Origin of the sequence: Salisaeta longa DSM 21114 (assembly GCF_000419585.1) — a bacterium.
Lineage (GTDB): Bacteria > Bacteroidota > Rhodothermia > Rhodothermales > Salinibacteraceae > Salisaeta > Salisaeta longa.
This window is the reverse complement of sequence record NZ_ATTH01000001.1, coordinates 2,065,130-2,086,209: the sequence shown is the minus strand read 5'-3', so window position 1 is coordinate 2,086,209 and position 21,080 is coordinate 2,065,130. Positions and strand designations below refer to the sequence as shown.

General features: G+C 63.3%; 19 protein-coding genes. 16 read left to right on the top strand and 3 right to left on the bottom strand.

The genetic code is table 11. From position 1 onward, the window contains the following. The first annotated feature begins 7 nt into the window (after positions 1-7). Positions 8-934 carry a DUF58 domain-containing protein gene (locus tag SALLO_RS0108650; RefSeq protein ID WP_022835911.1) on the top strand — a complete coding sequence of 309 codons (927 nt, stop codon included), beginning with the start codon at positions 8-10 and terminating at the stop codon, positions 932-934. Between the two features lie 18 nt (positions 935-952). Here SALLO_RS0108650 and SALLO_RS18685 read toward each other — a convergent pair whose 3' ends face one another. Continuing rightward, a complete protein-coding gene (locus SALLO_RS18685; RefSeq protein ID WP_022835910.1) occupies positions 953-1,594 on the bottom strand; it encodes a PspC domain-containing protein in 642 nt (213 codons plus the stop codon). Between the two features lie 34 nt (positions 1,595-1,628). Next, positions 1,629-2,246: a 5-formyltetrahydrofolate cyclo-ligase gene (locus SALLO_RS0108640; RefSeq protein ID WP_022835909.1), complete on the bottom strand. Its 618-nt coding sequence runs from the start codon at positions 2,244-2,246 to the stop codon at positions 1,629-1,631. Positions 2,247-2,393: 147 nt separating this feature from the next. Here SALLO_RS0108640 and SALLO_RS0108635 point away from each other — a divergent pair, with 147 nt between their 5' ends. From SALLO_RS0108635 to SALLO_RS16195, 14 genes are all read left to right on the top strand, one after another. Further along, positions 2,394-2,771: a carboxymuconolactone decarboxylase family protein gene (locus SALLO_RS0108635; RefSeq protein ID WP_022835908.1), complete on the top strand. Its 378-nt coding sequence runs from the start codon at positions 2,394-2,396 to the stop codon at positions 2,769-2,771. 61 nt (positions 2,772-2,832) lie between these two features. Beyond that, the gene (gene ffh, locus SALLO_RS0108630) at positions 2,833-4,206 is read left to right on the top strand and encodes a signal recognition particle protein (protein WP_022835907.1); all 1,374 of its coding nucleotides are present in this window, start codon (positions 2,833-2,835) and stop codon (positions 4,204-4,206) included. Positions 4,207-4,338: 132 nt separating this feature from the next. Then, a complete protein-coding gene (gene rpsP, locus SALLO_RS18825) occupies positions 4,339-4,989 on the top strand; it encodes a 30S ribosomal protein S16 (RefSeq protein WP_028567066.1) in 651 nt (216 codons plus the stop codon). A gap of 3 nt (positions 4,990-4,992) precedes the next feature. Next, positions 4,993-5,559 (top strand): ribosome maturation factor RimM, encoded by a 567-nt coding sequence (rimM, locus tag SALLO_RS0108620; protein WP_157621352.1) that lies wholly within the window; start codon positions 4,993-4,995, stop codon positions 5,557-5,559. A gap of 19 nt (positions 5,560-5,578) precedes the next feature. After that, positions 5,579-6,259, top strand: coding sequence for a tRNA (guanosine(37)-N1)-methyltransferase TrmD (gene trmD / locus SALLO_RS0108615; protein WP_022835904.1), 681 nt, complete (start codon positions 5,579-5,581; stop codon positions 6,257-6,259). A 63-nt stretch (positions 6,260-6,322) separates the two neighbouring features. Beyond that, complete coding sequence (gene rplS, locus SALLO_RS0108610; RefSeq protein ID WP_022835903.1) at positions 6,323-6,673, top strand: 50S ribosomal protein L19; 351 nt, start codon at positions 6,323-6,325, stop codon at positions 6,671-6,673. Between the two features lie 60 nt (positions 6,674-6,733). Next, the gene (locus tag SALLO_RS16205) at positions 6,734-7,576 is read left to right on the top strand and encodes an MqnA/MqnD/SBP family protein (protein WP_022835902.1); all 843 of its coding nucleotides are present in this window, start codon (positions 6,734-6,736) and stop codon (positions 7,574-7,576) included. After that, on the top strand, positions 7,573-8,037 hold the full coding sequence (gene smpB / locus SALLO_RS0108600) for an SsrA-binding protein SmpB (protein WP_022835901.1): 465 nt from the start codon (positions 7,573-7,575) through the stop codon (positions 8,035-8,037). The genes SALLO_RS16205 and smpB overlap by 4 nt, the downstream gene beginning before the upstream one ends. A 42-nt stretch (positions 8,038-8,079) precedes the next feature. Further along, positions 8,080-9,303 (top strand): tyrosine--tRNA ligase, encoded by a 1,224-nt coding sequence (gene tyrS / locus SALLO_RS0108595; protein ID WP_022835900.1) that lies wholly within the window; start codon positions 8,080-8,082, stop codon positions 9,301-9,303. A gap of 66 nt (positions 9,304-9,369) precedes the next feature. After that, positions 9,370-11,196: an aminodeoxychorismate synthase component I gene (locus tag SALLO_RS0108590; protein ID WP_022835899.1), complete on the top strand. Its 1,827-nt coding sequence runs from the start codon at positions 9,370-9,372 to the stop codon at positions 11,194-11,196. A gap of 203 nt (positions 11,197-11,399) precedes the next feature. Then, a complete protein-coding gene (locus SALLO_RS0108585; protein WP_169577910.1) occupies positions 11,400-13,988 on the top strand; it encodes a fasciclin domain-containing protein in 2,589 nt (862 codons plus the stop codon). A gap of 158 nt (positions 13,989-14,146) precedes the next feature. Next, complete coding sequence (locus SALLO_RS0108580) at positions 14,147-14,746, top strand: RNA polymerase sigma factor (RefSeq protein ID WP_022835897.1); 600 nt, start codon at positions 14,147-14,149, stop codon at positions 14,744-14,746. 56 nt (positions 14,747-14,802) lie between these two features. Continuing rightward, positions 14,803-15,819: a FecR family protein gene (locus SALLO_RS18170; protein ID WP_022835896.1), complete on the top strand. Its 1,017-nt coding sequence runs from the start codon at positions 14,803-14,805 to the stop codon at positions 15,817-15,819. Between the two features lie 136 nt (positions 15,820-15,955). Next, complete coding sequence (locus SALLO_RS16195) at positions 15,956-18,601, top strand: carboxypeptidase regulatory-like domain-containing protein (protein ID WP_169577909.1); 2,646 nt, start codon at positions 15,956-15,958, stop codon at positions 18,599-18,601. A 118-nt stretch (positions 18,602-18,719) separates the two neighbouring features. Here SALLO_RS16195 and SALLO_RS16190 read toward each other — a convergent pair whose 3' ends face one another. Continuing rightward, complete coding sequence (locus tag SALLO_RS16190; protein ID WP_051141429.1) at positions 18,720-20,063, bottom strand: ammonium transporter; 1,344 nt, start codon at positions 20,061-20,063, stop codon at positions 18,720-18,722. A 358-nt stretch (positions 20,064-20,421) separates the two neighbouring features. On the opposite strand from SALLO_RS16190, the gene SALLO_RS0108560 reads away from it, so the two are divergent. Then, positions 20,422-21,036, top strand: coding sequence for a Uma2 family endonuclease (locus SALLO_RS0108560; RefSeq protein ID WP_169577908.1), 615 nt, complete (start codon positions 20,422-20,424; stop codon positions 21,034-21,036). Positions 21,037-21,080 lie beyond the last annotated feature (44 nt).

Here is a 21,080-nt window from a genome sequence, read left to right as displayed (position 1 = left end):
CCGCGCCATGGCCGATACCGCCCTTCGCTACCTCGACCCGTCCGTCATTGCGCAGCTCGGCAGCATGGAGCTGCGTGCGCGCCTCATCGTGGAGGGGTTCATCACGGGCCTGCACCGCAGCCCCTACCACGGCTTTTCGGTCGAGTTTGCCGAGCACCGGCCGTACAACCCGGGCGACGAGCTGCGGCACATCGACTGGACGGTGTACGCCAAAACCGACCGGTACTACATCAAGCAGTACGAGGAGGAGACGAACCTGCGGAGCTACGTGGTGCTTGACACGTCGCCGTCGATGCACTACCAGGGGCAGGGGCCAGTGTCGAAGCTCGAATACGGCGCGTACCTGTCGGGCGCGCTGCACCACCTCATGCTCAAGCAGCGCGACGCCAGCGGACTGATGGCGTTCGACGAGTCGGTGCATACGGTGCATCCGCCCAAGGCCACGCCGGGCTATGAGCGCCGGCTGCTGGTGGCGCTCGATGGACTGGTGCAGCGCGATGCCCAGGGCACGCGCACCAGCGCGGCGGCCGCGCTCAGTGAAGTGGCCGAGCGCATCACGCGGCGGTCGCTCGTCATCGTCATCACCGACTTGTTTGAGACCGTGGCGGCCCACGAAGATCTGCTGCGCGCCTTGCGCCACCTACGCCACCGCAAGCACGAGGTGATCGTCTTTCACGTGCTGGAAGCCGAAACCGAGCGCCGCCTGCAATTCCCCGATCGGCCCATGCGCTTTCGCGACGTGGAAACCGGCGACGAGGTCACACTGCAGCCCGCTCAGATCCGGTCGCACTACGCCGAGGCCGTGCAGCACTTTGCCGATCGGTTTCGGCGCGAGTGCCTGGCGCACGGCATCGACTTTCATGAGCTGGACACCAACGCGCCGTTTGATACGGCGCTGCTGCAATACCTCAACAAGCGCCGCCGGTTGGCCTGATGGCCGGATGCGCTGGCGCTACGCACGGTATTCCTTCTCCAGCGCCCGCAGCCGCTCCTCTATCGAGCGCTCCGGTTCCTTCGGCATCACGTAGGCCATGGCGATGTAGCCAATGACAAACGGCACGCCAGAGGACAGCACCGTGCCAATGACGAAGGCGATGCGCACCAGCGTAGGGTCGAGGCCAAAGCGCTTGGCCAGGCCGCCGCATACGCCAAACAGCTTCTTTTCGTAGCGCGCCCGCATCAGCCGCTCGCGGGCCGGGTCGTTGCGTGGCGCCTCGTCGGTGTCCACATCGGGTAGCGGCGGGGCGTGCTGGGGCGCAGCGTCATCCTTCGAGCGCCACGACAGCAGTCCGAAGCCCATAAGGATGACGAGGATGCCGCCGATGATGGGCAGCGCCTGCCACAGCCCGCTAAAGTCGGGGCCGCTCCACAGGCCCAGTTCGGCCAGCAGGTACACGATGCCCACCAGGATGAGCGAGAGGCCAGCGGCAGAGGTCCAGTTGAGAAAGCCACCTGAGGTTTCGGCCTCATCCTCCTCAAAAAAGAGGGCATCGAGGTCATCATCGCTGATGTCGTGCACGTCGAGGGTGGTCTTGCCGCTGTCGAAGGCTTCGTCGACAGGCGGGCGGCGGGACGATCGGTCGCGCGTAGTCATGGGCGGAGGGCGGATAAATGAAACAGCCAAACGGTTAAGCCGCCGGACGGAAAATCGAGGACTCCGTTACAATCACATCAAGCGGTACATCGTGCGGGGCGGGCGGCAGGTAGCTCACCACACAGGCATCGTAGGTTAGGCCCACCTTGGGCGCCGGCACGTCGTGCAAGAACGCGTCGTAGAACCCGGCGCCGTGGCCGATGCGGTGGCCATTGCGCCCGAGGCCCAGCGCCGGCACAATCACCGCGTCGAGCGCCTCGGGGGGCACCGGATCGCCGGCGAGGGGTTCGGGAATGCCCCAGCGGTTGGGGGTGAGTGCGCCGCGGCCCGCGAAGGTTCGGTGGGCCATGGTGGGCGGGTCGGGCGGATACCCCGTTACCACCGGCAGCACGACGCGCGTGCCAGCCGCTTGCAATTTCTCGATGAGCGGGCGCGTGTCAATCTCGCCACGCTCTACCATCGGCCAGTACGTGTGCACCGTGGCGGCCTGCTGCACTTCCGGAAGCCCAAGCACCTGGCGCACAATCACGGCGCTGGCCGCATCGCGTGCCGAAGCGCTCAAGGACGTGCGGTACGAGCGGAAGCGCTCGCGCAGCGTTGTTTTGGCATGTTCGACGGGGTTTTTCGCGTCCGTCGCGGCATCAGCAGGCATAAGCATGCACACATGAGGGAACGTCAGCCGGCGCATGGGCTTCGTTGCGTAGGTCGTACCACGCACCACCGCATAGAACGAACGATGCCCGTGCGTTGTTACGCCGCATGGCTCGGCATTCTGCACGCAACCTTCGGCGAATAATCCATGAACCAACCCGACCCCACGGATCGTTTGGACGCGTTCAACGCGTATAGAGACCGAATGAACCGCCGCATCCTCGAAGACGACGATCATCTGGGGATCAAGCGGTTTTTTAATTTGGATACGGCGGCGTATCGTGACGGTGCGCTCGACGGGCGCACCAAGGAGCTGTTGGGCCTGGTGGCCTCGATGGTGCTGCGCTGTAACGACTGCATCGACTATCACCTGCAGCAGTGTGTGGCCGCCGGGTGGAGCGACGACGAACTCAACGATGCCATGAACGTGGCGCTCGTCGTGGGCGGCTCCATTGTCATTCCGCACCTGCGGCATGCCGTTGAAACCATCGATATGCTGCGGGCACGCGCCGGCGACGACACGTGAGCGACGGCGCACGGCCCGGCCGCACGATCTGCTTGTTTGAACGCACCCCTGGCGTCCTGCTATGTTTGAGAACTTATCCGAAAAGCTCGAAAGCGCCCTTCAGTCCGTTACCGGGCAGGGCCGCATCAACGAGGTGAACATCGCCGAGACGATGCGCGAGATCCGGCGCGCACTCCTCAACGCCGATGTCAACTACCAGGTGGCGAAGGACTTCACCAACCGCGTGAAGGAAGCGGCCACCGGCGAGGACGTGCTCACATCGGTGACGCCGGGGCAGCAGCTCACCAAGATTGTGTACGATGAGCTGACGGCCATCCTGGGCGGTGAGTTCAAGGACATCAACATGGCGGAAAAGCCGCCCACGGTGATTCTTATCGCGGGCCTGCAGGGCTCGGGCAAAACAACCTTCTCGGCCAAGCTCGCGCGGCACCTCCGCAAGAAAGGCCACGCGCCGCTCTTGGCCGCTGCCGATGTGTACCGCCCGGCCGCCGTCGATCAGCTCGGCAAGCTGGCCGGCGAGGTGGGCGTGCCCGTGTACTCGGTGGCCGACGACGACGGCACGATCGTGCAAGATGCCGTACGCGTGGCCCGCGAGGCCGTAGACCACGCCCGCGAGAAGGCCCGCGACGTGGTCATCATCGACACGGCCGGCCGCATGCACGTCGACGAGCAGATGATGGAGGAGGTGGCCGACATCAAAGCGGCCGTCGACCCGAACGAAATTCTGTTCGTGGTCGATAGCATGACCGGCCAAGACGCCGTAAACACCGCCAAGGAGTTCAACGAGCAGCTCGATTACGACGGCGTTGTGCTCACCAAGCTCGACGGCGACACGCGCGGCGGCGCGGCGCTCTCCATTCGCGATGTGGTGCACAAGCCCATCAAGTTTGCCTCCACCGGCGAGACGCTCGACGCCCTCACGCCGTTCTACCCCGACCGCATGGCGCAGCGCATCCTGGGCATGGGCGACGTGGTGTCGTTCGTGGAGCGCGCGCAGGAACAGTACGACGAGCAGCAGGCCGAAAAGCTCCAGCGTAAAATCCGGTCGCAGGATTTTGACCTGCAGGACTTCTACGAGCAGCTGCAGCGCATCAAAAACATGGGGTCGATCAAAGACCTCATGGGCATGATTCCCGGCGTGGGCCGCCAGATTAAGGACCTCGACGTTGACGACGACGCGTTTACGCACATCGAAGCCATCATCCTGTCGATGACGCCCGAGGAGCGCGCGCACCCCGAGATTATCAACGGCACGCGCCGCCGTCGCATCGCCAAGGGCAGCGGCACCAAGGTGCGCGACATCAACCAGCTGCTCAAGCAGTTTCGCGACATGAAGAAGATGATGAAGACCGTCTCGAAGCTGACCGGAAAAGGACGCTCCGTGAATTTGCAGAAACTCATGAATCGCTTTGGGGGCGGTGGCGGTTTCCCCTAATCTGCAGTTTTGCTACGCCTCGTTGCGTGGCGCCCCACACGATCCTCGCGCGCTCCCCGCGGCTGAACGGACGGAGCGCATGCTGCACCCTGCACTGTTACGTACTCTTTGAACGAACCACCTAAACCCGACGTGGCTGTCAAACTACGCCTGCGCCGTATGGGGCGCAAGAAAATCCCCGTCTATTCGATTGTGGCAACCGACTCGCGCAATGCACGCGACGGACGATACATTGAGGATCTGGGCCGCTACTACCCGCTCGAGCAACCGGCGGAGGTCACCCTAAAGGACGAACGCGTGCTGTATTGGCTCGACAAAGGCGCCAAGCCCAGCAACACCGTCCGCTCGCTGCTGAGCAAGCGCGGCCTGATGATGACGCACGCCATGCGCCAGCGCGGGGCCAGCGAAGAAGAAATCGCCGAGGCCGTGGATGCTCACATCGAGCACCTGGAGGAGAAGGGCGAAGAAATCAAGATGACCGCCCAGATGCGCCGCCAGAAGGCCCTGGAGGCAGAAGAGCAGCGCGCCCGCGAACTGGAAGAAGAGGCCCGAAAGAAGGCCGAGGCCGAGCGCAAAGCCAAAGAAGAAGCCGAGCGCAAGGCGAAGGAAGAAGCGGAAGCTGCAGAAGCGGAAGCTGCAGAATCTGATGCGGCAGACGAAGCCGACGAGGCGTCTGACGCAGCCGAGGACGATGCCGCAAGCGACACCGCCGCGGCCGGCGCCGACGACGCGGACGCTGCAGACGAAGCTGATGACACCGACGACGAAACCAAGGACGCGTAGCGCGTGGCGCTACCGGATACGGGCATGACCGACGCTGCATCACCACCGGCCGACGCGCTGGTACGTATCGGGTATGTGTTTCGCCCGCACGGGGTGCGCGGCGAGCTGAAGGTGGCGCCGGAGGCCGAGAGCGCCCGCGCGTTTGCCGACCTTGCCACGGTGTATGTGGGCGCCGCGCCAGAGCGCGCGCGTCCGTACGACGTGACGGGTGTGCGTACGCAAGAGACGAAGCGTGGCCTCACGGTCCTGCTTACGCTCCGCGACGTAGACGACCGGACGGCCGCCGAGGCCCTTGCCAAACGCACGGTGTATGCCGCGGCCGACGACTTGGCCCTGGACGAGGAGGAGCTCTTCGTGCACGACCTCATCGGCGCGCGCGTGGTTACCGACACGGGCACGCCGGTGGGTACCGTGGCCGACCTGATGCCGCTTCCGGGCCCCGACGTGCTCGTCATCGAGCGTCCGGGCCGGCCCGATGCCCTCGTGCCGTGGGTGGAAGCCCTCGTGCCAACGGTAGACCTTGACGCGGGCTGCATCACCATTGCGCCCATCGACGGATTGCTGGACTAACCGCGCAACGCTATTGCTCATGCGCATCGACATCGTAACGGCTTTGCCGGACATTGTGGAGGAGCCGCTGCGCCATAGCATCGTGGGCCGCGCCCAATCGAAGGGCGCCCTGGCGGTGCATGTGCACGATGTGCGCGACTACGCCACCGACAAGCATCGTCAGATTGACGACTACCCGTTTGGCGGCGGCGCAGGCATGGTGCTCAAGCCCGAGCCGCTGGTGCGCTGCGTGGAAGCGATCACGGCCGCGGCCGGCGCGCCCGACGCCGTCATTTACCTGACGCCCGACGGCGAGCGCTTGCAGCAGCCCCGCGTAAACCACCTGTCGACCCACGAGCATCTGATTTTGCTGTGCGGCCACTACAAGGGCATCGACCAACGCGTGCGCGACACCGTCGTCACGCTGGAGGTGTCCATTGGCGATTACGTGCTTAGCGGCGGCGAGCTGCCGGCCCTGGTGCTGGTGGATGCCGTGGCGCGCCTGCAGCCGGGCGTGCTGGGCGACGCCTCCTCGGCCCTCACCGATTCGTTTCAGGACGGCCTGCTGGATGCGCCCGCTTACACGCGGCCCGCGTCCTTTCGGGGCCACGACGTGCCCGCGGTGCTGCGCTCGGGCGACCACGCGCGCATCGACGCCTGGCGCGATGCCCAACGGCTCGAAAAGACACGCGCCCGCCGGCCCGACCTCCTCGACGACTGACCGCATGTTTTCCGCGTAGCGCCTTGCGCTGCGCCTTCACCTTTTGAATGAACCAGTAGACCTATGGCGACCGATCTTCTTAGCCTCATCGAAGGCACCCAAACCACAACCGAACGCCCCGAGTTTGCCTCGGGCGACACCGTAAACGTGCATCTGCGCGTGGTGGAAGGCGACAAAGAACGCATCCAGCAGTACGAGGGTGTGGTGCTCAGCCGGCGCGGCAGTGGCCCCAACGAAACGTTTACCGTACGGAAGGTATCCGGCGGCATTGGCGTAGAGCGTATATTTCCGCTGCACTCGCCGCGCATTGCCAAAATTGAAGTGCGCCGCCGCGGTCGCGTACGCCGCTCGAAGCTCTTCTACCTCCGCGATCGCTCCGGCAAGGCGGCCCGCATTAAGGAACGCCGCTCGTAGCACGCCTGCGCAGGGCACACGGCGGCGCGGCGGTCTTTTCCATCGAGCAGCAACCAACCCATGGAACTTGCCATCTGGAATACGCCGCCCGCGGAATACCTCGTGTCGGGGTTTACCTCCGGCGCTGTGGACGGCCCGTTTACGATTCAGCGCTATCGCCCCGAGGTGTGCGCAGCGCGCCTGATTGAGGGCACGTCGGACGTGGCGCTGTTGCCTACCTCGATGGCCCTGCAAGCCAGCGAGGCCATCGACGTGGTACCCAGCGTGGGCCTTGTGGCTTGGCGCTACCCCTACGCCCGCTTGGTGTGGAACGGCGGCCTGCATGACTTTCCGGCGACCATTGCGTACGACCGGCGGGCCGCGCAGGAGCGCTTGCTCACGCGCATCCTCATGCAAGAGCATTACGGCAAAGAGCCCGCCTTCGTGCCGCTCGATGCGCCGTCGCTCGATGCGTTGCGCGCGGCCGACGCGGACGCCTCGCTCCTTGTGGGCCCCGCGGTGCCGACGCTGGAGGTTGATGCCTTCTCGATGGACCTGGGCCGCGAGTGGTACGAGCTCGTCAACTATCCGATGGTGTGGGGGCTGTTCGTCACCCAGCGCGGCCGCACCGATGCCGCCATCACCGAGCCGCTCATTGCATCGGCCAAAGCCGCCGATGAGAACCGGGACGTATGGGCAGCCTCGCACGAGACCACGCCGCTGCTGGCTGCCTTCTACCGCGAGCACCTGCGCACCGGGCTCGACCGCCTGGCCATCGCCAGCCTCACCGAACTCCGTAAGTTCTTGTTCTATTACAACGTGACGGAGGACGTCCCCGACGTGCCCTTCGTCTCGATCGACGAAGACGACGAGGACAACGCCACCGCCGACGATTCTTCCGCACCAACCCCCAACGACGCATGAGCACGGGCATCAAAACCGTGGAGCGCAATAAAAAGGCGCGCTACGAGTATGCGATTGAGGATACCGTGGAAGCGGGCATCGTGCTGAAGGGCTCCGAGGTGAAGTCGGTGCGCGCAGGCAAAGTGAGCCTCGATGGGGCCTATTGCGCGGTAGATCGCTACGGCGAGATGCTGCTGCACGATGCGTACATCAAGCCGTACGAACAAGCCGGGCACTTCAACCACGACGCCCGCCGCACACGAAAGCTCCTGCTGCACAGCCGCGAAATTGAGCGCTGGGCCGAGGCCGCCAATCGCAAAGGCTACACCATCGTGCCGCTCGAGCTGTACCTGCGCGACGGCTGGGTGAAGCTCAAAATTGGCCTTGGCAAGGGCAAAAAACAGCACGACAAGCGGCAAACCATCAAAGAGCGCGAGAGCACGCGCCGCCTCGAAGAACAGCGCCGCGCCTACAACTTGTAGCCACGCCCCATCCTTTCTCGACCGAACCGCACAACCATTCGTATGGATTTTCCACCCGTCGACGACCAACTCGCCGTGCTACGCCGCGGCGTCGAAGAGATTCTGCCGGAGGAGGAGCTCCGCAAGAAGCTGGAACGCGCCCGCCAAACGGGCCAGCCGCTTACCGTAAAGCTGGGCTGCGACCCCAGCCGCCCCGACCTGCACCTGGGCCACACCGTCGTCCTGCGCAAGCTCCGCCAGTTTCAGGACCTCGGCCACCACGCCATCCTCATTGTGGGCGACTTTACCGGGATGATTGGCGACCCCACGGGCCGCTCCAAGACGCGCGCGGCGCTCACGCTCGCGGAGACCCGCGAACATGGCGAAACCTACTACGAGCAGGCCACCCGCGTCCTCGATCCGGAAAAGACCGAGATCCGCTACAACTCCGAATGGCTCGACGCCCTCTCGTTTAGCGACGTCATTGAGCTGGCCGGGTCGTACACCGTTGCACAAATGCTGGAGCGCGAGGACTTCAAAACGCGCTACAACGCCGGCAAGCCCATCAGCATCCACGAGTTTTTGTACCCGCTCGCTCAGGGGCAGGACTCGGTGGAAATTAAAGCGGACGTCGAGCTGGGCGGCACCGATCAGCGCTTCAACCTGCTGGTGGGCCGTCACCTGCAGCAGGTGCGCGGGCAAGACCCGCAGGTGTGCATGATGCTTCCGCTCCTGGAAGGCACCGACGGCACGCAGAAAATGTCGAAGTCGCTGGATAACGCCATCGGCATCGCCGAATCGCCGGAAGACATGTACGGCAAGACGATGTCGGTGCCCGACGACCTGATCTACCGGTACGCCGAGCTGGTCTCCGACATTCCCACGGACGACCTGCCGAAGGTGAAGGCGTTTGCCGAAGCCAATCCGCGCGAAGCCAAAGCGCAGCTGGCCCACACCATCGTGCGGATGTACCACGACGAAGCGGCGGCCGACGCGGCCCGCGATCATTTCGAGCAGACGGTGGTGCAGGGCGGCGTGCCCGACGACATTCCGACGTATACCCCAGACGCTGATGCGGGCGAACAGGTGGGCCTCCTCAACCTGATGCGTGGCGCAGGCCTCACCGACTCCAACAGCGAAGGGCGCCGCCTCATCAAGCAAGGCGCGGTGTCCATCGACGGAGAAACCGTGGAAGATACCGGATTGTACGTAACCGTCTCTGAACAAGCGCCGTTTACGTTGCAGGTGGGCAAGCGCCGCTTTGCACGCATCGTACACGAGGCCTAGCCTCTGGCGCGCGCGATGGATGGGCCAAGCGCTGGCGGCATGATGAGGCATGATGAGGACCGTGCCATGTTGAATCCCGATTGGCTGAACGCCCCCGGCACCGTGCTGCTCGATGCAGCCCGCCCCGATCCGGCGCAGCCCCATCCGTTGCTGTTTCGGGCGCCACGCCGCGTGATTGTGGCGCGGGAGCTGGCGGCGGTGCGTCCGGCGCTCCGCGCCATGGATGCCGCCCTTGCGGCCGGTTCGTACGTCGCGGGCTACGTGGCCTACGAGGCCGGCTACGCCTTCGAGCCTGTGGCAACCGGCCCCCTGCCCGACGCGCCGCTCCTGTGGCTGGGCGTGTACGACGCGCCCATGGCCCTCACGTCCGCAGCGGTCGCCGATGGGCTCGACCGGGTGGCGGGCCCCGAGGCGCCGGTCACCGACGTCCGCCTGGCGGTGGATCGCGCGCGCTACGAGGAGGCGCTGCGCACCATCAAGGCGCACATCCAGGCCGGCGACGTCTATCAGATCAACTACACGGCGCCCCTGCATGTCCGATACGACGGCGATCCGCGGGTGCTGTACCGGCGGCTCCGGCGGCGTCAGCGCGTCGCGTTCGGCGGATTTCTGCACCTGGGGCCCCGGCAGCTGTTGTGCGCTTCGCCCGAGCTGTTCTTCCACCGCGACGGCCCGCGCCTCACCACGCGTCCCATGAAAGGCACCGTGCATCGCGGCCCCACAACGGCGGCCGACGACGCCCTGGCCGCCTGGCTCACCGCCGATACCAAAAGCCGGGCCGAAAACCTGATGATTGTCGATCTGCTGCGCAACGACCTCTCGCGGGTGTGCCGTCCGGGCAGCGTGCAGGTGCCGCACCTGTTTGCCACCGAGCGCTACGAAACGGTCACCCAGATGACCTCCACCGTCACGGGGCGGCTGCGGCCGGGCATCGGCTATCACGACCTGTTTGCGGCGCTCTTTCCCTGCGGCTCCATCACGGGCGCGCCCAAGCGCCGCGCCATGTCCATCATCCACGCGCTGGAGGCAACGCCCCGGGGCGCGTACTGCGGGGCCATCGGGTACGCCGCGCCCAACGGCCGCGCAACGTTTAACGTCGCCATCCGCACGGTGGAGCTGCGCGACGGGCAGGGGCGCATGGGTACCGGAAGTGGAGTGGTGTGGGATTCCGATCCCGCGGCGGAGTACGACGAGTGCAGGCTCAAAACGCAGTTCCTAACGGCCGATCCTGCGCCGCCGCTGCAACTCATCGAGACGATGCGCGCGGAGGCGGGCGCCGTGCCGCTGCTCGCGTACCACCTCGACCGCCTCATGGCCTCGGCGCGCTACTTCGATTGCCCGGCCGACCGGCGGCAGCTCCGCTCGCGCATTGAAGCGACGGCCGCCGCCCTTCCCCCAAGCCCCCACAAGGTGCGCCTCACCGTTGATGGCGAGGGCCGCGTGGCCCTGACGACGGCGCCGGTATCGCCCGATGCGTCGCCCTGGACGGTGGTGTGCACCGACGTTACGGTCGACGCGTCCAACCCGCACCGCTTCCACAAAACGAACCGCCGCGGCCCCTACGAGGCCGCCTACGCCCAGGCGATGGCCCGAGGGGCCGACGAGGGGTTGTTGCGCACGGCCGACGGTGCCGTGACCGAAGGCAGCCGCACGAATCTGTTTGCCCGGTTCGGCGCGCAGCTGGTAACGCCCCCGCTGTCTGACGGCGTGCTGGGCGGCGTGTACCGGCGGCACGTGCTGGCGACGCATCCGCACGCCACGGAGGGCCGCCTTACCCCGCAGGATCTGGCGCGCGCCGATGCGCTGTACTGCTGCAACGCCCTGCGGGGGTGGAAGGAGGCCCGGCTTGCGGCTGCAACTCAACCGACGGCGATAACCCGCGTAGCCGAATAGCGGCACGGGGACATTTCTGATCTTTTCGCTGTGCTATTACACTTTCGTTTCATTCGTGGCTGGTTGTTGTAGGGGGGGCAACGTGTCCTCGGGGCGCGTAATCAACCATTACTCCTGACAACACAAGCAGCCCTATGTACGCTCCGATGCGTTCAACACCCCCTCACAGGAAAGGAACGACGACAACAAGCCGCTGGCTTCGCATGCTACTCGGATTGCTTGCGCTTGTGATAGTAGCAAGCGGATGCGATGACGATGGCGGCGGCCCCGGAGGCATGACCGAGCCCACCATCACCGACCTTGCCACCGATACGGACAACCTTAGCACGTTGGTTGCAGCACTTCAGGCCACGGGCCTCGCCGGTACGCTCGATGACGAATCCGCGACGTTTACCGTCTTTGCCCCTTCCAATAGCGCGTTCTCGGCCTACGATGTGAATGCGCTACTGCAGAGCAATCCAGCGCTCTTGGAAGAGGTGTTGGGCTTTCACGTTGTCGCAGGGGCCGAGGTCACCGCAGATGAGCTGAGCAACGGTGATACCTTTACCACCGTGCAGGGCGACCAAATTGAAGTGACCCTCGAAGGCGGCAATGTTTTTGTTGAAGGCGCACAAGTCACCACACCCGATGTACAGGCCTCTAATGGGGTTGTGCACATCATAGACGACGTGCTGCTGTCCAATCGCACGGCCGGTCAGCGCCTTCTCGTGACCTCCGCTACGGAAGCACTCTACACAGCGATAAGCGACGCAGGGCTGGTAGACGCCTTCAATAACCCACAAAACGTGTGGACCACCTTTGCTCCTACGAATGCGGCGTTCCAGAATGCCGATCTGAGTGGATTTACCGCTGCCGAAGTGCAGGAAATCCTGCAGTATCACACGTTGGATGGCATCACGACCTCTACGCAGCTCGTGCAGCTTTTGGACAATAATGGTGGAGAGGTGCAGGTCCCTACCAATCAGGGAGAGGACATCACCGTCCGGCAGTTGTCCGATGGTACCATTACACTTAACGGCGATCAGGCAACCCTCAACGTAAACAATCTGGACTTGCGTGCAAGCAACGGTATCATCCACCTAATTGACGGTGTGCTTGTGCCTCCCAGTCTTGGCGAAATGCCTACGCCTAGCATCGCCGATATTGTCGCCAATACCGATGCATTTTCCACGCTAAAGACGGCGCTGGAGTCGGCAGGGCTTGTAGCTCCGCTCGCTGACGAGACCAAGACATACACGGTGTTTGCGCCGAACAATGACGCGTTTGGCCCCATCAACACCAACGAACTTCTTGGGCAGGCCGATGCCCTTTCGGCTGTGCTGAAGTACCACGTGGTGCCCGGACAGGCGCTGGCTCTGGCTGACCTGCAGGAAGGCGAAAACACGGTCACGACGCTTGATGGCGCTGAGCTGACGGTTGTGCGCAACGGCAACAGCGTGTTTGTGGAGGGGTCGGAAGTTGTGCAGGCCGATGTGCAAGCGGCTAACGGCATCATTCACGTTATCGACCGCACGTTGCTGGGCAACCAGAACCTAGCCAGCACCGCACGCTTTGTAGCGCCTACCTTTGAGCTCTACCAGACGGTGGTGGATGCCGGGTTGGGCAGCGCGTTCGTAAACGCGGACGGTTGGACGGTCTTCGGGCCAAACAACGCCACCTTCCAGAACGCTGACCTAAGCGGCTTCAGCGCTTCGGAGATTCAGGAGGTTCTGCAGTACCACGTCTTGCCATCGCAGGTAACCGACAGCGAAGCGCTGCTAGCGGCCCTCGACCAAAACGGCGGCCAGATTACAGTGACAACCCTGCAAGGCGAGGATCTGACAATCGCCAAGGACGGTGATCAGGTCGTGTTTAACGGCGGCCAAGCCACGCTCGACCTCAGTAATCTCGATTATGTGGCGTCGAACGGCATCTTGCATGTCATTGACGGTCTGCTCATTCCGCCGAGCTTGCAGCAGAAGTCGATTGCCGAGATTGTGGCTGACAACGGGCAGTTTGCTACGCTGAAGACAGCTTTGCAAACCGTTGGGCTCGATGGCACGCTCGGAGACGAGACGAAAACCTTCACGGTGTTTGCGCCCAATGATGCCTCGTTCGCGCCCTATAACGTTAATTACTTGGTCAACAATCCAGGGCTGTTGGAAGAGGTGTTGGGCTTTCATGTGGTGCAAGGCGCCGCTGTTCAGTCGGGCGACCTGTCGGACGGTGATACCTTTACTACCGTACAGGGCGACCAGATCGAGATTTCGATCCAGAACGGCACGATTTCCGTTGAGGGTGCAGAGGTCATCACCGCGGATATTGAAGCCTCCAACGGCGTCATTCACGTGGTGGACAACGTGCTCCTAACCAACCGCAACGCCGTGGAGCGTGCAACCGTTACCAAGAACTTCAGCATCCTAGCTGACCTGGTAGGAGAAGCCAACCTGGCGAGTGCCTTGAGCGGCGTAGGCCCTGACGGTCAGGATGGGCTGACGGTGTTTGCGCCGACCAACGAGGCTTTCCTTGCGGCGTTGGATAACAACGGCAATGGGACGATTGATGGGAACGAGGTTCCTTCCAATCTGGCAGAAATCCTACAGTACCACGTACTCGACGACGTATTTTTCGCGGCCGACGTGCCCACGTCTGAAACCGCGGTGCCCACGCTTCAAGGGACGGACGTCACCGTGGTGCGTAGTGGTTCGAGCGTCACGATCAATCCGAGCGACGAAGACGCAAGCGTCATTGCGCCGGATGTAGACGTGTCGAACGGTGTCATTCACGGCATCGACACGGTGCTCATTCCGTAGCAACGTATCAGGTCGATGCGAACGGTTCCGGGAGCCTTTCCGATGGGAAAGGCTCCCGGCATGCCGTTGCACGCATAGGCATCATTGGTACGGCCGGTGGCCTCTGCGGTCGGGCCCTCCGATGATACAGCGCTGTCCCTCCATTGCTTTCGGTATCAATGCCTAACCTACCGGACGCTCAACGGTCCTCCGATGCCGCTGGTGCTTCGCTCAATGTGCTATGCACCCAGGTTGCAAAGGGCAACCGCCACGCATTTGAGCGCATCTTCCGCCGCACTTCGGAGCGGGTGTTTCGTTATGCCGCGTACATGACCGGATCCGACACTGAAGCCTTCGATATCGTGCAAGATGCGTTTATGGCCTTGTGGGAGCGGCGCGATCAGCTTGGTGATATTGAAGCGCTCATTCCCTACATTTTGCAGATGGTGCGCCATCGTGTATACAACAAGCAGCGAGGCGCGCGAACACGCCGGCGCAATGAGGAGCAGCTACCGCGCGATGTGTTAAGGGCCGCCCCTCCGTTGCCAGATGAACAGGTGAATGCCGACCAGTTGCATTCGTTGATGGACCAGTGGATTGAGGCCCTGCCGCCACGACAGCGTGAAGCCCTAACGCTCCGACGCATCGACGGGCTTTCCCACGATGATATAGCTGAAGTTATGGATATATCGCCGCACACCGTCAATAATCACATTGTACGAGCCATGGATACGCTGCGCGAACGCCTGCGCACGCACCGTCCCGATCTGTTGGCATAGATCCTCCCCATGTCTCGCGCTGCCACTTGCTGCTTTACACGAATAGCCACGGGCTCATGGATAGCGAATCGCAACCGCAACACAAGAATACGCCCGATCTGCCGCCCGAGCTGGAACGGCAGGCAACAGATAAGGCCACAAGCGATGACTACGCGATCCTCTGGGCCTTGCTGAAAGAACAGGACGCAACGACCGATCGTAGCTTCCCGACCGATGACGCATGGGCAGCACTCGAGGCTCGGTTGTCGTCTGCATCGGATGATTCCCCTCGAGCGCGGATGCCAGAACGAGCGTCAAGGCGAGCCGCCCGCCCGAAAGGACGCACGCGGGCTCGCTGGGCCGTCGTTGCTGCAATGTTTGTTTGCATTGGCTTCGCTGTGCTGATTTCCAGGCCTCAAACGACGGTCCACAAAACAGCGGTCGCGGAACAGACCACCGTAACACTGCCCGACGGCTCCACGGTAACGCTCAACGCAGCGTCGCGTCTTTCGTATCCCTCAGGTTTTAGCACATGGTTCCGGGGAGAGAATCGTGCGCGTACGGTTACGCTTGAGGGGGAAGCCTTTTTTGCGATTCGCCATCGCAAACGACCTTTTCGGGTACATACGCCAAATGCTACGATAGAAGTGCTGGGCACCCGGTTTAACGTACGGGCGCGTTCCGTCAACGCTCAGCCCATTACGCGCGTGGCATTGCAGTCTGGCCGCGTGAAGGTGTGGGCCACGGAGGAGGGAGCTGAAGACAGCGTACTGCTAGAAGCGTCGGGGGCAAGCAGTCGTGTCGTAGGCTCGTCTGCACCTACCCAACCCGTGGCGATTGCTGAACCGGGCATTGCGGCTTGGCGAAACGGCGGGCTGGCCGTTTATAATGCGCCGCTTTTGCGGGTGCTCAAAGAGCTTGAACGGCGCTATGGTACCACGATTCGGCTCAAGATTTCTGCGAAAGAAGCGGCTGAACCCCTCACGCTCCATTATGGGCAGCCGGTTACGCTAGAAGATATCCTTCGGGACATTTCAGTCATGAAAGGCCTTCAGTTTCGTAAAGTGAGAGAGGGGTATGTTGTCATTCCGTAAGATGTTTTGCCTGCACCCAAGACACGGGCGCTGGCGGATTGTGTGTCTGCTTGTGATGTTCTGCAGCGTGGCAACGCCTGTATCGGTTTGGGCGCAGCCGTCCTCGGCGTCCTTGCACACCGCCTCGTGGCGTAATGTGCCGCTAGATGCAGCCCTGCAGCAGCTCATTGACCGCACGGGGATTAGTCTGGCATACTCTAATACGTTAGTGCGTGACCGCCGGGTGTACTGCCAGGCCCAAGATGTTACTTCCGAGGTGTTGCTGCGCTGCGTACTAAGCGGCACAAGCATTGATTATGTGCAAACCTCCGGCGGAACGTATGTGCTGGTTCCGGCCCTACGTGCACCCAAGGTGTACGGCACGCTCGTGGGTACGGTTGTAGACGCTGTGACGGGCGAGCCGCTGCCTGATGCGCATGTGCTGCTTGCCGATGCCGGGGCCGGGGCCACAACCAACCCGGCCGGCCGGTTCGCCTTTCCTGAGGTGCTGACGGGGCAACACCGAGTAATCGTGAGCTATGTGGGGTATCAATCGGTCGTCGACAGCGTACGGGTGAGGAAGCGGGGAGTCCAATCGTTGCGTGTTGCCTTGCCGCCGCAACCCATCCGTACGCCCCCACTTATCGTTGACGGTTTGCAGCGACGCAGGCCCTCAACACGGTTTGGGCGCGGCCAACAATCGGCCGAGGCGCTAGCGCGCTTGCGAAGCAGCGGGACGCCGGACGTGCTCCGGACGGTCGGCCAGCAGGCAGGCGTTGCTACAGCACGCGTTAACGTAGACGTAAGCATTCAAGGAGAACGCCCGGGGAGCTACCTGACGCTTCTTGACGGCGTGCCGGTGCGTCAGCCGGTTGTTCTCGGCGGGCTCCTCTCCGCCTTTAGTCCCCTGTCGCTAGAGCGCGTCACAACGCACAAGGCAGGCTTTCCGGCGCGCTACGGCAGCCACAGTGCCGGTGTGCTAGCGGCGACGCACGACCTGAACCGCCCCGATCTTTCGCACGCATCGGTGAGCATCGATCCAGTGAGTGCGAACATGCGCGCCGAGGCGAGGTGGGGGCCAACTGCCCGGCGGGCGGGTGCTGCCGCCGTTGCTGCTCGTACCAGTGTGTGGCCGGTGTACGAAGCGCCGGCGTTGCAGCAGCGCTTGGAATCGTGGACGGCGCCGGATCCGTTGCTCGCTGCGCAATGGATGCCTGGAGGCAGCGCCGGTGAAGGGTCGTTTACGCATCAAGAGACCTCTGCTCTCTCCTTCTGGGACGTCCACGGCGCGGTGCGCCAAGCACTCACACCATTTCAGACGCTTGAGGCATCCGTCTATGCCGGTGTCAATGCTTTAGAGACGCATACCGCCGCATTGCGCACGGGGGCGCCGGATCGGGTGCTTGCCGGCGCGGGACGTACCGACTGGTCGAATCGCTTGGTGCAGATGCGGCATCTGTGGGCCGTTAATGCGCGGACTACGCTTGCGACGCAAGCATACATCAGCGAGGGCCACTCGCAGATGCAGGTTGGCATGCTCGATGTCACCATGCAGCCCACGATCCTTGAAGATGGAGTGCGCGTTGTCTCTCCTCCCCTCGAGGCTATGGATCATGCGACGCAGCGCAACGGCCTGCGCACGTGGGGCGGAAGCGCCACGGTAGACGTGAGCCTGACGCCGCACTACCAACTCACGGCGGCGCTTGAACCCAAGGCATACAGCGCCAGCGTACGGCTCCGCAACCGATTTTTGGGAGCGCTAGCTTATGATGTAAATACGTGGCACATGGCCAGCTTTGCCGAGGTGAAAGCGTCGTGGCCAACGGGCATCTCTGCCACGATGGGTAGCCGCTTTACGTATCTTCCAGCCCGCCAAACTGTTTATGCAGAGCCGCGTGCGCTTGTGCGCTATGATGCCAGCGCCGCATGGGGCACCATTGCCCTCCGGGGAGCAGCAGGGCTGTACCGGATGTTTGTTATGCAGTCTGAGGTTAGCAATACGGGGCCCATGGCTGCAGTGCCCACGATGCAATTCTGGCTCCCGCTGGACGCGTCGCTTGCCCCACCGCGCGCTTACCACACCGCATTCGACGTACTTTGGGAACCTACAAGCCACTGGACACTGCGTCTTGAAACCTACGCTAAGTGGCAATCGCGCAGCCTTACCATTGATTACCCTGCACTGGTGCGCGCTACGCCCTTTGCCGATGCGCGTGCGGCTCCGCTCCAATCGGTGGGGCAGGCGTCTGCATTCATGACGGCTGCTCGCGGTCGTTCGTTTGGGGCGTCCGTAACCGTAGAACGAGCCCAGGAAGCCTTTGCAGGCGGCATGACGCTTGCGCTGCAGCGCGTAAGGCAGCGTTATCCCGGGCGCTTTGGCGGGCGGTGGGTGCCTGCTCCTTGGGAGAAGCCGGTGCAGCTCGATGCGTACGTGTCGCGCAGCGTAGGCTGGGGCGTGCGTGCGGGAGCGCGTTGGCGGGGCAGCTGGGGACAGACGTGGGCGTTGCGCCAATCGTATTATGACTACCTAGCGCTTACCGAAACGTCTGTGCTGCCCGAGCCATTAAATCTCCGGGCTCCGGGACGCCAGCAGCTCGCGCCATACCGGCGGCTAGATCTCACGGTCCGTGGGACATGGCGCCTTGGCACTACAAACGTTTACGTTGAGGCTGGTGTCCTCAACGTACTGAACCGAGAGAATCCCTTCGACTGGAGCGCGTACCCTGCAGCCTCGGGGTATGCGTTTCAGAAACGCGTTTTGCCCGGCCGACGGCTCAGCGCGTTGGTGCGTCTTCAGTACTGATTGGTGCCTGCATCAGGGAGGCAAGGAGGCCCGTCCGGTAGCTAGATCTGCCGAGGTAAAGCAGCCATCTGCTATCAAACAACGTTTGGGCCGGGCCTCCTTACGCGCGGCGCCCGCCTCAGGACTGCACCGTTGCAGGAACCGACGTACCGTCGCCCGTCTCGCCGCGGGCCGCGATGAACTCCGGATAGGCGCGGACGTCGTGTTCGTGCAAATCGAGGCCCACATCTTCGAGCGAGCCGTTGATGCGCAGGCCCAGCGTGCGGTCCAGCGTCCAAAACAGCCCATAGCTGAGCGGGAACGTCCACAGAAAAGCAGCGAGCGCGCCCAGCGCCTGCACACCCACCTGCGCGAGGGAGAACCCGCTGCTTGCAAAGAGGCCGGCGGCGAGCGTGCCCCACACGCCGCAGACGCCGTGTACGGCCACCGCGCCCACCGGGTCGTCGATAATGCGGCGGAGGGCCTGCGTTGCGATAACCACCAGGACGCCCGCAACGGCGCCGCTGAGCAGCGCAAACGCGGGCGCAAGGGCTGCGCAGCCCGCGGTAATTCCCACGAGGCCCGCCAGTACGCCGTTCAGCGTCATGGGGGCATCGGGCGTGCCATGCACGATCCAGGTGTAGGCCATGGCCCCGACCGCGCCCGCGCCCGCCGCGAGGAATGTGTTCAGCGCAATGAGGGCAATGCTCGTGGTGCCCGCCGTGGTGGAGCCGGCGTTGAAGCCGAACCAGCCAAACCACAAGATGAACACGCCCAGCGCGGCCAGGGGCAAGCTATGGCCCGGGATGTCGCGCGGCCGACCGGCGGCGTCGTACGCACCAGCGCGTGGGCCCAGGACCAATGCACCCGCCAGCGCGGCCCATCCGCCCACCGAGTGCACGACCGTGGATCCGGCGAAGTCGATAAAGCCCAGGCCCTCCAGCCAGCCGCCACCCGCCAGGAGTCCGCCCCACGCCCACGATCCAACAACCGGATAGATGACGGCCGTGATGGCAATCGAAAACACGAGGTAGCCGCTAAACTTGATGCGCTCGGCCACCGCCCCCGAAACGATCGTGGCCGCCGTGGCCGCAAACACCGCCTGAAAGAAAAAGAAAGCGTAGGTCCAGGACGTAGACGCTGCGTCGGCAAGCCCCTGAAGCGCAAACCCCGTCGTTCCTACGAGGCCGCCCCACGACGAACCGAACATCAGCCCGAAGCCCACCAGAAAGAAGGCGATGACGCCGGCGCCAGCATCCATCACGTTCTTCATGATGATGTTGACGGCGTTCTTGGCCCGTGTGAAGCCCGTTTCCAACAAGGCAAAGCCGGCCTGCATCAAGAAGACCATGCACGCCGCCAGAATGGTCCACACGTAGTTCAGGTGCAACTGCACAGCAGCGGCCTCCGGCGCTTCTTGGGGCGCGCCGTGCGCCGCTAGTGGCACGAACAGCAGTACCGCACAGCAAAGGACGAAACGCATCATACCAGCATTATTTTGGCGTATGAGACGAACAGGCGAAAGAAAAACGTCTAATTGATCACGTTACGAAATATATTCTATGTGATAGGGACTTGTAGTGCAAGTTGTTAGGGCATAAAAGCGCTTACACCGTATTTTGTAGCGCCAATCGATAAATCGCCCAAAATATTTAGTCTCGCGTGGTCCTGTCGCGTGCTGCGGTGTAAAAATTAAGCTGTGTTTGAAAAACCGACGTGAGCGCGCGCCCGTGATGGAGGGGCGGCTCTTTCCGCGGCGCTCGGAACCGCTTGCGGTCGAAGGGGCGTACCTCAAGCGTGTAAGTTCGCGTACACCCTCGGTTCAAGTGTGGGCAGGACATATGGCTAACGTCGCTACAGGGCCGCGTCCGCCGTCGCAGCGTTTGATGCAGCGAGAGCGCCCATTTACGGTAGAGGAATACCATGCCCTCGCTGCAGCTGGCATCCTAACAGAAGATAGCCGCGTCGAACTGCTAGACGGCCGCATCGTCGCCATGTCTCCGATCGGATCGAAGCATCTGCACTGCGTCAACCGCCTCAACGAACTGTTCGCCCGGCGCCTTTATCACTCGGGTGCACCGCTAGCGCGAATTAGCGTGCAGAACCCCGTGCGCCTGACCCCACACAGCGAGCCGGAGCCCGATCTGGTGCTGCTGCGCCCCGATGCGCCGCAAGACCGCACGCCCATCCCCGACGACGTGCTGCTGCTCATTGAAGTGGCCGACACAAGTGCGGACTTTGACCGCACGGAGAAGCGGCCGCGCTACGCGGCCGCCGGCATCCCCGAGTACTGGCTCGTCGACCTAGCAGCCGAGACGGTGGAAGTGGCCCGCGGGCCCGAGGCGGGGCGCTACACCACGATCACGCGTGCAACGCGCGGCGATACGCTTGCGGTGGAGGCGCTGCCAACCCTTGAGGCCTTGCCGGTTCAGGAGATCCTGCAGAAGCAGACGTAGCGCCTGGGGTTACAACGTGACCTATGGTCTGCAGCCCCCGCGAC

Bases quoted from the DNA above. Each gene is read 5' to 3' on its own strand.
- SALLO_RS0108650 (WP_022835911.1), top strand. From the start codon at position 8: ATGGCCGATACCGCCCTTCGCTACCTCGACCCGTCCGTCATTGCGCAG.
- SALLO_RS18685 (WP_022835910.1), bottom strand. From the start codon at position 1,594: ATGACTACGCGCGACCGATCGTCCCGCCGCCCGCCTGTCGACGAAGCC.
- SALLO_RS0108640 (WP_022835909.1), bottom strand. From the start codon at position 2,246: ATGCCTGCTGATGCCGCGACGGACGCGAAAAACCCCGTCGAACATGCC.
- SALLO_RS0108635 (WP_022835908.1), top strand. From the start codon at position 2,394: ATGAACCAACCCGACCCCACGGATCGTTTGGACGCGTTCAACGCGTAT.
- ffh (WP_022835907.1), top strand. From the start codon at position 2,833: ATGTTTGAGAACTTATCCGAAAAGCTCGAAAGCGCCCTTCAGTCCGTT.
- trmD (WP_022835904.1), top strand. From the start codon at position 5,579: ATGCGCATCGACATCGTAACGGCTTTGCCGGACATTGTGGAGGAGCCG.
- rplS (WP_022835903.1), top strand. From the start codon at position 6,323: ATGGCGACCGATCTTCTTAGCCTCATCGAAGGCACCCAAACCACAACC.
- SALLO_RS16205 (WP_022835902.1), top strand. From the start codon at position 6,734: ATGGAACTTGCCATCTGGAATACGCCGCCCGCGGAATACCTCGTGTCG.
- smpB (WP_022835901.1), top strand. From the start codon at position 7,573: ATGAGCACGGGCATCAAAACCGTGGAGCGCAATAAAAAGGCGCGCTAC.
- tyrS (WP_022835900.1), top strand. From the start codon at position 8,080: ATGGATTTTCCACCCGTCGACGACCAACTCGCCGTGCTACGCCGCGGC.
- SALLO_RS0108590 (WP_022835899.1), top strand. From the start codon at position 9,370: ATGTTGAATCCCGATTGGCTGAACGCCCCCGGCACCGTGCTGCTCGAT.
- SALLO_RS0108585 (WP_169577910.1), top strand. From the start codon at position 11,400: ATGCTACTCGGATTGCTTGCGCTTGTGATAGTAGCAAGCGGATGCGAT.
- SALLO_RS0108580 (WP_022835897.1), top strand. From the start codon at position 14,147: ATGCCTAACCTACCGGACGCTCAACGGTCCTCCGATGCCGCTGGTGCT.
- SALLO_RS18170 (WP_022835896.1), top strand. From the start codon at position 14,803: ATGGATAGCGAATCGCAACCGCAACACAAGAATACGCCCGATCTGCCG.
- SALLO_RS16190 (WP_051141429.1), bottom strand. From the start codon at position 20,063: ATGCGTTTCGTCCTTTGCTGTGCGGTACTGCTGTTCGTGCCACTAGCG.
- SALLO_RS0108560 (WP_169577908.1), top strand. From the start codon at position 20,422: ATGGCTAACGTCGCTACAGGGCCGCGTCCGCCGTCGCAGCGTTTGATG.